The sequence below is a fragment of the Aeromonas sp. ASNIH4 genome, assembly GCF_002934425.1.
In the GTDB taxonomy this organism is placed as follows: Bacteria; Pseudomonadota; Gammaproteobacteria; order Enterobacterales; family Aeromonadaceae; genus Aeromonas; species Aeromonas hydrophila.
This window is the reverse complement of the sequence record NZ_CP026217.1, coordinates 5,009,655-5,022,500: the sequence shown is the minus strand read 5'-3', so window position 1 is coordinate 5,022,500 and position 12,846 is coordinate 5,009,655. Positions and strand designations below refer to the sequence as shown.

Sequence of the window (12,846 nt, the reverse complement as noted above, 5' to 3'; positions counted from 1 at the left end):
TCCTCCAGCTTCTCTTCGCGGATCTCGAACACCAGTTCATCGTGTACCTGCATCAGCATGCGGATCGACTGGTCTTCAATCCCGCGGATCCAGCCATCCACATTGATCATGGCGCGCTTGATGATGTCGGCGGCCGTACCCTGCATGGGTGCGTTGATGGCGGCCCGTTCGGCCGCCTTGCGCAGACCGGCGTTGCGGGACTTGATATCCGGCAGATAGAGGCGACGGCCAAACAGGGTTTCAACATAGCCCTGAGCATCCGCCTGCTGGCGGGTACGCTCCATGTACTCCAGCACACCCGGGTAGCGCTCGAAGTAGAGATCCATGTACTTCTGCGCTTCAGCACGGCCGATCCCCAGTTGCTTGGCCAGACCGAAGGCACTCATGCCATAGATGAGGCCAAAGTTGATCGCCTTGGCGCTGCGGCGCATGTCGCTGGTCACCGCCTCGAGCGCGACCCCGAACACCTCGGCGGCGGTCGCCTTGTGGATGTCCTTGCCCTCGGCGAAGGCGGTCAGCAACCCCTTGTCGCCGGAGAGATGCGCCATGATGCGCAGTTCGATCTGGGAGTAGTCCGCCGCCACCAGCTTGTAACCGGCGCACGGAATGAAGGCCTGCCGGATGCGGCGCCCCTGTTCGTTGCGCACCGGGATGTTCTGCAGGTTGGGATCGGTGGACGAGAGCCGGCCGGTCGCCGCCACCGCCTGATGATAGGAGGTGTGCACCCGCCCGGTCTGCGGCTTGATCATCAGCGGCAGCTTGTCGGTGTAGGTGGACTTGAGCTTGGCCAGCCCACGGTGCTCCATCAGCAGTTGCGGCAGCTCATAGGTCTCCGCCAGCTCGGTTAGCACCTCTTCCGCAGTGGATGGGGCGCCTTTGGGGGTCTTTTTGATGATCGGCAGCCCCAGCTTGGTGAAGAGGATCTCCCCCAGCTGCTTTGGCGAGGAGAGATTGAACTCCTGCCCGGCCAGCTCGTGAGCCTGTTTCTCCAACTCTGCCAGACGCACTTCGATCTCCTGGCTCTGCTGGTGCAGCAGTTTGGGCTCGATGGTGGTACCGAGTCGCTCCATCCGCGCCAGCACCGGCAGCAGCGGCAGTTCGATCTCGCTGAACACCTTGGCGAGACCCGGCTCGGCAGAGAGCTTGCCCCACAGCGTCTGATGCAGACGCAGGGTGATGTCGGCATCTTCCGCCGCGTAAGGAGCCGCCTGCTCCAGTTCAATCTGGTTGAAGGTAAGCTGCTTGACCCCCTTGCCGGCGATATCCTCGAACGAGATGGTCTCGGCGTTCAGATACCTGCGGGCCAGCGAATCCATGTCGTGGCGGCTGGCGGTGGAGTTGAGCACGTAGGACTCGAGCATGGTGTCGTAGGCGATACCCTGCAGCTCGATGCCGTGGTTGAGCAGTACGTTGCGGTCGTACTTGAGGTTCTGCCCCACCTTGAGGCAGGCTGGATCTTCCAGCAGCGGTTTGAGCTTGCCGAGCACCACGGCCTCGGTCAGCTGCACCGGCGCCCCCAGATAATCGTGGCCGAAGGGCACGTAGGCCGCCTTGCCCGGCTCGATGGCAAAGGAGACGCCAACGACGCGCGCTTCCATATAGTCGAGACTGGTGGTTTCGGTATCGAAGGCAAACAGCGGCGCCGCCTGCAAACGGGCCAGCCACTCGTCGAATTCGGCCTCGTCTAGGATACAGCGATAGTCGGTTTCGATGGCGGCTACCGGGGCGGCGCCTTCATCATCACCCTCTGCTTCGCTCTCCTCCGCGCCGCCGGACTCCAACTCTTTGATCAGGTTGCGCAGCTCGTACTCGCGATAGACCGCCAGCAGAGCCTCCTTGTCGATGGGGCCGAGCTGCAGCTCTTCCAGGCTCTGTTCAAGCGCCACGTCGGTCTTGATGGTGGCCAGCACGTAGGAGAGGCGCACCTGCTCTTCCTGCTCGCGGAACTTGTCGGCGAACGCCTTGGAGCCGCGGAAACCGAGCGCAGCCACCTTGTCGAGGTTGGCGGCGATCTCGTCGATGCTGCCGATCCCCTGCAGCAGGGCCAGCGCGGTCTTCTCGCCGACGCCGGTCATGCCGGGAATGTTGTCCACCTTGTCCCCCATCAGGGCCAGGTAGTCGATGATGAGCTCGGGCGGTACGCCGAACTTCTCGATCACCCCTTCCCGATCGGTCTTCACGTCCTTCATGGTGTCGATCAGGGTGACATGGTCGGAGACCAGCTGCGCCATGTCCTTGTCACCGGTACTGATCAGCACCGGCAGCTGCTTCTCGGTCGCCTGACGGGCCAGAGTGCCGATCACATCGTCGGCTTCAACGCCTTCCACCATCAGGAAGGGGAAACCCATCGCCTTGATCATCTGGTGGATGGGGGCAACCTGGCTACGCAGATCGTCCGGCATGCTGGCCCGGTTGGCCTTGTATTCGGGATAGATGTCGTCGCGGAAGGTCTTGCCCTTGGCATCGAACACCACGGCCACGTGGCAGTCGGGGTACTGCTTGCGCAGGCTGCGCATCATGTTGGCCATGACACGGACGGCGCCGCTCGGCAAACCGGTCGAGGTGCGCAGATCGGCCTGCTGGGAGGCAAAGAAGGCGCGGTAAAGATATGAAGAGCCGTCGACCAGAATAAGGGGATTGCTAGGGGCCATGAAATCGTCCTGCCAGAGATAAACAGCCGCTAGGATGCCACAGGGCCCCCCTCACACCAAGAGGGGCAAAGACCCTGTCGGCGGATCCTCACAGGCCATCAATCTGTGGATAACTCTGTGCTCAAAAATGGGGGGCAGTATGAACCACAGTGATAAAACTGTGCACAAAAATATAAAAACCAATAAATAACAATTGGTTGCACATGTAAAAACCGATCGCGAGACGACTTGAATGATCTCGATCAATGTGGAAAAAAATTTAAGGGAGTAAGTACGGCAGGATCCAAAACGAAACAATCCTAGCACAGCAAGATGACTTGACCAGCTGAGGACGAACGATAACCATACAAAAGTACAACAATCCATTCTGGCTCACATTTTCAACAACGAGGAGTCTGTCATGAAAAAAGTGGCCGTGATCTTGAGTGGCTGTGGCGTCTTTGACGGGGCCGAAATCCACGAGGCCGTCATCAGTCTGCTGGCGCTGGCCAGGCAGGGCGCAGCAGTCCAGTGCTTCGCTCCCAATGTTCCACAGCTCCATGTCATCAACCACCTGACCGGGGAAGTGAGTGAAGGCGAGCGCCGCAACGTGCTAGTCGAAGCGGCCCGCCTCTGCCGCGGCCAGATAAGGGACGTGGCCGAGCTGGATGCGGCCGACTACGATGCCCTGCTGGTGCCGGGTGGCTTTGGCGCCGCCAAGAACCTGTGCGACTTCGCCATCAAGGGGGCCGAGTGCCAAATCCAGCCGGATGTATTGAAGGCGTGCCAGAGCTTCGCCAGGGCCGGCAAGCCGGCCGCCTACATCTGCATCGCACCGGCCATGATCCCGCTCATCTATGGCGCCGGCACCCTGGCCACCATAGGCCACGACGAGGGTACCGCCAACGCTATCGAGGCAATGGGGGGCAGCCACCTCAACTGCCCGGTCAACGAGTTCGTGGTGGATCAGGAGCGCAAGGTGATCTCCACCCCCGCCTACATGCTGGCCAACAACATAGTGGAGGCGGCGGACGGCATCGAGAAGACCGTCAAACAGTTGCTGGCCCTCTGATTGCCAGACTGACCCAAACAAACGGGCCGCTCATGGAGCGGCCCGTTTTCAATTCTCGCGGATGGCGACGACTCAGATGCTTTCGCCCATCTGGTCCATCTTGCCCAGCAGGGCACGCAGACGTTCTTGCCAGGCGACGTGCTCGTTGCGCAGCTGATGGTTCTCGTCTTGCAGCTTGTTGTTCTGCTCTTTCAGCTCGTCCAGTTCCATCTTCAGCAGGGAGATGTTGTCGACGGCGGATTGTACTTTGGATTCGAGTTGCTCAAGGACTTCTAGTGACATATGCATACCTGTATGTTCAATTGCGATGCCCCACAGAGGGCGATTCAAGCGCGTGAAGCCAGCATACCCCGAGCCTATCGGCACAAACAAGCCGGTGCGCTGTAAAATGCGCCTTCCATGGATGTATTGCCTAAATATGCGTCTATTTTTCTCGCATCCTGCGCCCGGGCCACGGCCGGCCCCGCACAAGTCGCCACCCCGCCCCTGCGCAACCGCCCTGCACGCCCTTGCCGCAAGCCCGCATCATCAGGCGTGCAGGGCGATATAGGCCCCCAGCAGCAGACAGGCAACTCCGTACATCAGCAAGCCGTAGAGCAGGTTGCCGCGCAGAATCGCCCCGGCACTCAGGTTGTAGCGGGAGGCCAGCGCCAGGTTGGAGCCGGAGAGCGGGCTGGTACCGGTGGCCAGCCCCCAACCCAGCAGGAAGCACATGCCGAGCAGGCTGGGATCCGGCGAGAGCGGCCACAACAGCGGCGCCAATCCTGAGATGCTGATGAGCGGGTGCACCCCGACGATGGCTACCAGCAGGATCAGCAACAAGGTGAGCGAAGACTCCAGCCAGCCGAAGTGATGGAAGAAGGGCAAACCGTGACCGCCACCCAGCTCGAGCACCGACAATGCACTGTTGATGCCGGCGGCCAGCAGGCCAGCCCCCAGAAACAGCACCAGTTGGCCGCCGATGGCGGGGAAGCGTTCCACCACCTGCCGCTTGAGGGCCGGGCCGCGCCCCGCGCTCGGCATGAAGGCAAAGGCCAGCAGCGGTGCCACCAGGGCGATCACCGCCAGGATGCCGAGATCCGGCCAGATCTGCTTGATCAGCAGCACCAGCAGCGCCAGTGCCACCGGCAATCCCAGAGTCTGCAGCCGCAACGGATAGCCGGCAAAGTCCGCCACCCCCAGCCGTTCCACCTGCCAGGCGGTCAGCCCCATCGCCAGCAGGGTCGCCACCACCCCGAACGGCAGGATGCGCGACAGCTGCAAGCCGGGCGCATAGGTGAGCGCCACCGCCATGGCGACGAAGAAGGGGGACCAGAAGGCCGCCGCGCAGAAGATCCGGCTCAGCACCAGCACCTGACGCCGCTCAAGGGTGCCGCCCCGTTCCAGCCGATCGCCGATGATGAACAGCACCGAGAGGTTGATGACGGCCCCCAGCAGGTTGAGGCTGGCCATGGTGCTCCACAGCCCCTTGCGCCCTTGCCATGAGGTGGTGCCGGTCAAGAGACCCGAGGTGGCGAGATTGAGGGTGCTCACCGCCGCAAACATGGTGAGCATGTTGATGTTGGGCAGCAACCAGTCACCAGCGGTGAGGCTTGCCCCCCGCCAGCAAGAGAAGAGCAGCAGTGCCAGCGCCGCCCCGTACAGGGCCAGCGCCTGGCGCTGTGCCGCCCCCACCAGCCAGGGCCAGGTGAGCAGCGAGGCCCCCCAGGCCGCAATGGCCGCCGGCCAGGGGGAGAATCCCAGATAGAGGTGCAGCAGATTGAGCAGCCACATCCCCAGGATCAGATAACCCGACCAGCGCTTGGCCATCGATGCACCTCGGTCAGGGGATCAGAGACACTGATCCATGTCCAGCGAAGGCTTGTCGCACTCCGGACGACCCACGATCTTGGCGGGCACGCCCGCCACCGTGGTGTGCGGCGGCACCGGGTTGATCACCACGCTGCCGGCGCCGATCTTGGCTCCCATGCCCACCTCGATGTTGCCGAGCACCTTGGCGCCCGCCCCTATCATCACCCCTTCCCGGATCTTGGGATGGCGATCGCCGCTCTCCTTGCCGGTACCACCCAGGGTGACGCTCTGCAGGATGGAGACATCGTCCTCGATCACCGCCGTCTCGCCGACCACGATGCCGGTGGCATGGTCAAACATGATGCCCTTGCCGATGCGGGCGGCCGGGTGCACGTCCACCCCGAACACCACCGAGATCTGGTTCTGCAGGTAGAGCGCCAGCGAACGGCGCCCCTGGCGCCACAGCCAGTTGGCGACCCGGTAGCCCTGCAGGGCATGGAAGCCCTTGAGGTAGAGCAGCGGGGTGGAGAAGAGATCGACCGCCGGGTCGCGCTCCTGCACCGCACAGATGTCGGCCGCCACGACCGCCAGCAGCTCGGGCTCGCTGCGCAGAGCCAGCTCGATCACCTCGCGCAGGGCGATAGCGGGCATGGTGGCGCTGTCGAGCTTGTTGGCCAGCTGGAAGCTGAGGGCCGAACGCAGGTTCTTGTGATTGAGAATGGTGGAGTGGAAGAAGCTGGCCAGCATGGGCTCTTCGGTCGCCATGCTCGCCGCTTCTTGCTGAATTTTTTGCCAGGTTCTGGCAACCAGATCATCCATGTTGCAGCCTACTGTTGTTCTGAGGGAGTGCCTTGCTGTTCCTTGTGCACCACGGAGATGGGGTCCATATGAATGATGACATCCATGCGCTCGAACGCCTGACGAACCGCCAGTTCGGCTTCATCGGCAATCTGATGGGCCTTGACCAGAGGGAGCTGATCGTCCAGTTCCAGATGCAACTGCACGAAACGGGTCGGACCGGATTGGCGGGTGCGCAGATCATGCACCCCGTGTACACCTTCGACGTCACAGCAGAGGGCCATTATTCTCGCTTGTTCCTCGGCTGGCAACTGACGATCGAGCAGCGCCTGCACCGATTCATAGCCGATGTGCAGCGCCCCCCACAGCAGGAACAGCCCAATCAGGATGGCAAACAGGCCGTCGGCCCAGTACCAGCCCTGCCCCGCCAGCACCAGTGCCAGCAGCACGCCGCCGTTGAGCAGCAGGTCGGAGCGGTAGTGCAGCATGTCGGCCTTGATGGCCACGCTGTTGGTCTTGCGGATCACCAGGCTCTGGAAACTGACCAGCAGCAGGGTCAGCACGATGGAGCCACCGCTAACCCACAGTCCCGCCTCGAGCCGCTCCAGCGGCGCCTGCTTGAGCAGGGAGGAGATGCCGTGCATCACCAGCAGCAGGGCGGAACCGGAGATAAAGGCCGCCTGGATCAGCCCGGCCAGCGACTCCGCCTTGCCGTGGCCGAAGCGGTGTTCGTCATCGGCCGGTGACAAGGCATAACGGATCGCCAGCAGGTTGATGATGGAGGCGCTCACGTCCATGAAGGAGTCGGTGAGGGAGGCCAGCAGGCTCGAGGAGTCGGTCATCAGCCAGGCGATCAGCTTGCCGGTGATCAGCAGGGTGGCGGTCGTGACGGCGGCCATGCTGGCCAGCGTCACCCAGCGGGAATATTGTTGATGGCTCAAAACCGGCTTTCCTCTTGCGGTTAAAAATCTATTATACCCTGACCCCGACGCCGGATTGGCGCGAAAAATCAGCGGAATGACTTCAGATGCACAAAATACTCCTGGTCGACGACGATCTCGAGCTGACCCAGTTGCTCACCGAAATTCTGACCCTGGAAGGCTTCCAGGTGACCGTCGCCGAGGATGGCGAAGAGGGCTTGCAACGGCTGGCTGAACAGCACTTCAACCTGGTGCTGCTGGACGTGATGATGCCCAAGCTCAACGGCTTCGCCATGCTGGCCCGACTACGCAAGACCCACGATACCCCAGTGCTGATGCTGACCGCCCGTGGCGACAGCCAGGACCGGGTCAACGGGCTCGAGGCCGGGGCTGACGACTACCTCGCCAAGCCGTTCGACGATCGGGAGCTGCTGGCCCGGGTGCGCGCCATCCTGCGCCGTACCCAGGGCACCCAGCCCCAGCGCGGCGGCAGTTCGGAAGAGGTGCGCTTCATGGATCTGGTGCTGCAACCCGGCCTGCAGCAGGCCAGCTGCCACGGCGAACTGCTGGAGCTGACCGCCACCGAATTCGGCCTGCTGGAGTGCCTGCTGCGCAACCCGGGCCAGATCGTCAGCAAGAGCCAGCTCTCCGAGCTGGTGCTCGGCAAGAAGCTCGAGCCCTTCGATCGCGCCATCGACATGCACCTGAGCAACCTGCGCAAGAAGCTGCCTGAGCGTACCGATGGCCAGCCCCGCTTCAAGACGGTGCGCGGCAGGGGCTATCTGTGGCTGGAACAGGCATGAGAACCGCCCGCACCTTCAACGGTCTCTCCACCCAGATCTTCCTCTGGTTCTGGTTCATGCTGTTGCTGGTGGTGGCCGCCGTGGTGATCCTGCCGACCCTGGATCCTCGCAACATCATTCCGCTGCCGGCCCACGAGATCACCCGCCTCAACAACAACCTGAAGGCGCTGCAAAAGGGGGCCGACCCCAATCAGGATTTTGATCTGGCCCAGGCCATCGATGCCGCCGGCCTGCTGCCGGTCGACAACATCTATTTGCGCGATGCCAAGGGACAGATGCAGTCCAGCACCCGCCTGAGCAAGTTCGTGATCCGTTTCATGCTCGACTCGGACAACCCGGCCAAGCCCATGCTGGGCAGCGAACACAAGCGGGCCATCGCCGGCCCCTTCCAGATGACGCATCACGGCCAGGTCTATCACATCTACTTCGGCCTCAACGTCGAGAACTCCTATCTGTTCCTGTTCATCCAGATCCTGGATCACCCGATCCAGATCCTCGGCATCGCCATGCTGGTCAGCACCCCGCTCTGTCTGTTGCTGGCCTGGCGGCTGACCCGCCCCATCCTGCAGTTGCAGCAGTCGGTCTCCCAGCTGGCGGAGGGCAATCTGGAGGCGCAGATCCCCAACCTGGGGCGGCGGGACGAGATCGGCCAACTGGCGGATCACGTCAGCCACATGGTCGATACCCTCAAGAACATGATCCAGAAGCAGAAGCAGCTGCTCTCCGACATTTCCCACGAGCTGCGCAGCCCGCTCACCCGCATCCAGCTGGCGCAGGCGCTGATCCGCCGCAAACAGGGGGACAGCAACGAGCTGGCACGGATCGAATCGGAGATCGGCCGGCTCGACAAGCTGATCGGTGACCTGCTCGATCTGTCGCGGGTACAGCAGCATGTAGAAGCGCCGGTGGTGATGCCGCTGGCCGAGCTGCTGGAGCCCATTCTGGACGACGCCATGTTCGAGGCGAACCAGAGCGGCAAGCAGCTCAGGCTGCCACCGCTGCCGGCTGAATCGCTGCGGATGTGGCCCGATCTGCTGGCCCGGGCACTGGAGAATCCGCTGCGCAACGCGCTCAAATACGCCCGCGAGTTCATCAAGGTGGACTGGTATCGGGAGGGACTGGAGTGGGTGATGACCATCCGCGACGACGGTCCCGGCGTGCCGGTGGCGCAGCAGGCCCAGCTGTTCCTGCCCTTCTTTCGGGTGGACGATGCCCGCAACGCCAAGACCGGCGGCACCGGGCTGGGGCTGGCCATCGCCGCCGAGGCCATTGCGCGCCACGGCGGCACCATCCGCGCCAGCAGCAACCAACCGGCCGGGCTGACCATCACCATCCGCCTGCCCATCGGCTGAGCAGACTCTTTTCATCCGTACGGGCGCTGGGTATGCTGGCGCCCTTTTCGCCCCATCAGGACGCCGTCATGCTCGACATCGTGCTCTACCAACCGGAAATTCCGCCCAACACCGGCAACATCATCCGCCTCTGCGCCAACACCGGCTATCGGCTCCATCTGATAGAGCCGCTGGGGTTTGAGTGGGATGACAAGCGGGTGAAGCGGGCGGGGCTCGACTACCACGAGTTTGCCGAGGTGAAACGCTGGCCGAACTTCGAGGCCTTTCTGGAGACGGTGGCACCGACGCGGGTATTAGCCTGTACCACCAAGGGGCGCACCGCCCATTCGGCGGTGCAGTTTGCCGTGGGCGATGCCCTGCTGTTCGGGCCCGAGAGCCGCGGCCTGCCCATCGAGATCATCGAGAGCCTGCCGTTCGAGCAGCGGCTGCGCATCCCCATGCTGCCCCAGAGCCGCAGCATGAACCTCGCCAATGCGGTGGCGGTGTTCGTCTACGAAAGCTGGCGCCAGCTGGGCTACGCGGGCTCGCTGCAGGAGTAACCCCGACAGATCCAGGCAGGCGCTGATATCAGGAGGAGACCTGCTGCGCCTCTCCCACCCCGTGGGCTGAGTGCAGCAGCCGGCCATCGCGCTCCAGCTGCCAGCAAAGCCAGCCCAGCGTCAGCCCCCGCCCCGCCATCAGGGCCGCCATCGCGGCCCACAAGGCCGCCACGCCCCAACCCTGACAGAGCCACCAGACCGGGAAGAAGCCGCACAGTGCCGCCACCAGCATGCTGTTGCGCATCTCCCTGGCTCGGGTCGCCCCGATGAAGACCCCGTCCAGCAGGAAGCACCAGACCGCCAGCAGCGGCATGGCGATGAGCCAGGGCAGCTGCGCGTTGGCTGCGGCGATCACCGCCGGCAGATCGGTGATGTGCGCGATCAGCCGGCTGCCGCCCACCGCGAACAGCAGGCTGAACGTCAGGGCAATCAGCAGCGCCCAGCCGAGATTGAGGACGATGGCCTCCCGCAGCCCCTGCCGATCCCGCCGCCCGATGGCGCGGCCCACCATGGCCTCCACCGCGTAGGCGAAGCCGTCCAGCCCATAGGAGATCAACATCAGGAAGTTGAGCAGCACCGCATTGGCCGCCACCGCCACATCCCCCAGCCTGGCACCCTGCAGGGTCATGAAGGCGAAACAGAGTTGCAGGCAGAGGGAGCGGATGAAGATGTCCCGGTTCAGGGCCAGCAGCCGCAGCAGCGCGGGCCACTGGCGCCAGCGCTGCCAGGCCCCCTGCCACGCCGACGCGGCCAGCCGGCGCAGGTGACGGCTCACCAGCCAGAGCCCCAACCCGAGCGCGCTGTAGTCCGCCAGCAACGAGGCGGCGGCGACCCCCTTCACCTGCCAACCCAGTCCCAGCACGAACCAGGCATCGAGCCCCATGTTGACCAGATTGGTGAAGATCAGCAGCAGCATGGGGCTGCGCGCATCCTGCATGCCCAGCAGCCAGCCCATGATCACCAGGTTGCAGAGCGCCGCCGGGGCGCTCCAGACCCGCACCGAGACATACTCGGCGGCATAGTGCTGCACCTCGGCGGAGCCACCGCTGAGGGCGATAAGAGTGGGGATCAACGGCAGCAACAGCATCAGCAACACCACTCCCAGCCCGACGGCGAGCCCCAGCGCACGGGCCAGGGTGTCGAGCTGGCCGGCCGGGCTGCTGGCGCCATGAGCCTGGGCAGTCAGCCCAGTAGTGGACATCCGCAGGAAGCCGAGCAGCCAGAACAGCAGGTTGATGAGGGTGGCGCCGACCGACACGCCGCCTAGGAACCAGGCCTGACCGAGATGACCGATCACCCAGGTATCCACCAGCCCCAGCAGCGGAGTGGTGACATTGGAAAACACCATGGGCAGGGCCAGGGCAAACACGGCGCGGTGGCGCCGCCCGTCCCGCCACCAGACGGGGGTCAGCATGTCGGAGGGAGTCCGCTTCTCATCATGCGTCGTCCAGCCGCACTATCTTGGCAAAGTCCGACACCATGCTCGCCATGACGACCCTGGGCACATTACCCTCGCTCAGACGGGGGCGAAACACGGCCTCCAGCTTGCCGGCCGGATTGATCAGCACGATGGAGGCGGAGTGGTCGATCAGGTAGTCCTTCTCACCCTGGTCGGCAATGGAGTAGATGAGTCCCAGATTGCGCACGAACGGGAACAGCTTGTCGTGGGGGCCGGTCGCCGCCTTGAACTCCGGATTGAAGAAGGCGGTATAGGTCTTGAGGCGGGCCACGTCGTCCCGCTGCGGATCCGCCGAAATGAACACCACCTGGCTGCTCGGGGCGATCTTTTTCAGCTCGGGATAGACGGAACGCAGATCCGCCAGGGTGGTCGGGCAGATGTCGGGGCAGAAGGTGTAGCCGACGAACAGAAAGGTCCAGTGGCCGGTCAGGCTGGCGGGGACGAACGGCTGCCCATCCTGATCGGTGAAGGCGAACGGATTGATGTCCCGCCCCGCCGGGTAGTAGTCGGCATGCTCGGGCAGGGAGGGCTGGTTCCAGTAAAATCCGGCCATCATGCCCCCGACCAGCAGCAGAAACAGCAAGGGGTAACGCGGTTTAACCATAAGAGAACAGACCCTTTCACTTCGACATACCCGCCAACCGGGCCCGAATGGAAGAGCCATTGTAACCCAGCCGGCCCCGCACCAGTCACCCCCTTGTACCGGATGCCCGTTCGCTGGCCAACTTCCGTCAGAAGATGACTCAAGGGCCGGTGATGCCGGCCCGAACCCGCCCAAAACAGCAGCCCCACCATGAGGTGGGGCTGCACAAGAAGCAGTGATGCTCAGGGCTGCTGTCGACGCCGCTCATGCGGGCGTCTGGACTGGGCCCGCAGTGGGATAACGGGTGCAGTCCAGGGGGCGTCGGCCAGCCCGCCGTCATGATGGCTGTGAAACAGGCGCACCAGCCGGACAATCTTGTCCTTGGGGCACCCCAGCCAGATGGTCCAGCAGGCGCCCTTGTGGTGTACCCAGAGGGCATAGAAACGGGTCATCCGGTTACCCTTGATGAAACGGGTGATGGAAGAAACGGGCGATGCCAGACCCGGATCCCATGGCGAGCTTGAAGCCATACCTGTCCTCCTCGATCAACAGGTCACGCCAACCGGCACCGCCCATCACCGCCGGGGTGAATGAGTCGATGACTGCCGCGTGTCGACTGCGCGAGTGTGCCGCTGCGGTGCCGACTGCCGGCGCCCTGCTGACCACTCTCCCTTCTATCCCGCAAGCGCCTCTTTGCCAGGTGTGCGCTGCACACCGCTCGAGGCTGTTGTTTTTTCCGGCTGCCCTCCGGGTTCCTGCTATCAGCGATCTGGATAACGCGTGTCATGGCGAGCAGCGGGGGCGACTCAAGCCAACGAGTCCGCCCTACCAAATGATATATCTGAAATGAATCGCCTGCGGTCGCCGCCAGCAGACAAAAGTGGCGGGTATCAGGATCT

At 63.4% G+C, this 12,846-nt stretch carries 12 protein-coding genes (1 of these 12 cut by a window edge); 4 read left to right on the top strand and 8 right to left on the bottom strand.

Translation table 11 applies throughout. The annotated features are described in order from the left end of the window. On the bottom strand, positions 1-2,651 hold the 5' portion of the coding sequence (polA, locus tag C2U40_RS23560) for a DNA polymerase I (protein WP_103828650.1). It extends 103 nt beyond the left edge of the window; the window shows 2,651 of its 2,754 coding nt (coding positions 1-2,651); it begins with the start codon at positions 2,649-2,651; the stop codon falls past the left edge of the window. 400 nt (positions 2,652-3,051) lie between these two features. On the opposite strand from polA, the gene elbB reads away from it, so the two are divergent. Then, positions 3,052-3,702, top strand: coding sequence for an isoprenoid biosynthesis glyoxalase ElbB (gene elbB / locus C2U40_RS23550; RefSeq protein WP_024946128.1), 651 nt, complete (start codon positions 3,052-3,054; stop codon positions 3,700-3,702). Positions 3,703-3,774: 72 nt separating this feature from the next. On the opposite strand, the gene C2U40_RS26610 is transcribed toward elbB, so the two are convergent. From C2U40_RS26610 to fieF, 4 genes are all read right to left on the bottom strand, one after another. Then, entirely contained in the window at positions 3,775-3,984 is a 210-nt protein-coding gene (locus C2U40_RS26610; RefSeq protein ID WP_016349028.1) for a cell division protein ZapB, read from the bottom strand. 246 nt (positions 3,985-4,230) lie between these two features. Further along, the gene (locus C2U40_RS23540; protein ID WP_103828649.1) at positions 4,231-5,511 is read right to left on the bottom strand and encodes a hypothetical protein; all 1,281 of its coding nucleotides are present in this window, start codon (positions 5,509-5,511) and stop codon (positions 4,231-4,233) included. A 21-nt stretch (positions 5,512-5,532) separates the two neighbouring features. Continuing rightward, a complete protein-coding gene (cysE, locus tag C2U40_RS23535) occupies positions 5,533-6,312 on the bottom strand; it encodes a serine O-acetyltransferase (RefSeq protein ID WP_011704210.1) in 780 nt (259 codons plus the stop codon). Between the two features lie 8 nt (positions 6,313-6,320). Next, positions 6,321-7,232, bottom strand: a complete 912-nt coding sequence (gene fieF, locus C2U40_RS23530; RefSeq protein ID WP_016349026.1) for a cation efflux pump FieF — start codon at positions 7,230-7,232, stop codon at positions 6,321-6,323. Between the two features lie 86 nt (positions 7,233-7,318). Between fieF and C2U40_RS23525 the strand changes: the two genes are divergently transcribed. The 3 genes from C2U40_RS23525 (at position 7,319) to trmL (ending at position 9,905) form a co-directional block, all read left to right on the top strand. Then, on the top strand, positions 7,319-8,014 hold the full coding sequence (locus tag C2U40_RS23525) for a response regulator (protein WP_016349025.1): 696 nt from the start codon (positions 7,319-7,321) through the stop codon (positions 8,012-8,014). Next, a complete protein-coding gene (locus C2U40_RS23520) occupies positions 8,011-9,366 on the top strand; it encodes an ATP-binding protein (protein WP_060389796.1) in 1,356 nt (451 codons plus the stop codon). Before C2U40_RS23525 ends, C2U40_RS23520 begins: the two co-directional genes overlap by 4 nt. 68 nt (positions 9,367-9,434) lie before the next feature. Continuing rightward, positions 9,435-9,905 carry a tRNA (uridine(34)/cytosine(34)/5-carboxymethylaminomethyluridine(34)-2'-O)-methyltransferase TrmL gene (trmL, locus tag C2U40_RS23515; protein WP_181014909.1) on the top strand — a complete coding sequence of 157 codons (471 nt, stop codon included), beginning with the start codon at positions 9,435-9,437 and terminating at the stop codon, positions 9,903-9,905. A gap of 28 nt (positions 9,906-9,933) precedes the next feature. Here trmL and dinF read toward each other — a convergent pair whose 3' ends face one another. The 3 genes from dinF to C2U40_RS23495 all read right to left on the bottom strand — a co-directional run bounded on the left by dinF (position 9,934) and on the right by C2U40_RS23495 (position 12,477). Then, positions 9,934-11,319 (bottom strand): MATE family efflux transporter DinF, encoded by a 1,386-nt coding sequence (gene dinF / locus C2U40_RS23510; protein ID WP_103828647.1) that lies wholly within the window; start codon positions 11,317-11,319, stop codon positions 9,934-9,936. Between the two features lie 22 nt (positions 11,320-11,341). Continuing rightward, positions 11,342-11,968 (bottom strand): SCO family protein, encoded by a 627-nt coding sequence (locus C2U40_RS23505; protein ID WP_181014908.1) that lies wholly within the window; start codon positions 11,966-11,968, stop codon positions 11,342-11,344. Positions 11,969-12,189: 221 nt separating this feature from the next. After that, positions 12,190-12,477: a hypothetical protein gene (locus tag C2U40_RS23495; protein WP_011704202.1), complete on the bottom strand. Its 288-nt coding sequence runs from the start codon at positions 12,475-12,477 to the stop codon at positions 12,190-12,192. Between the last annotated feature and the right edge of the window lie 369 nt (positions 12,478-12,846).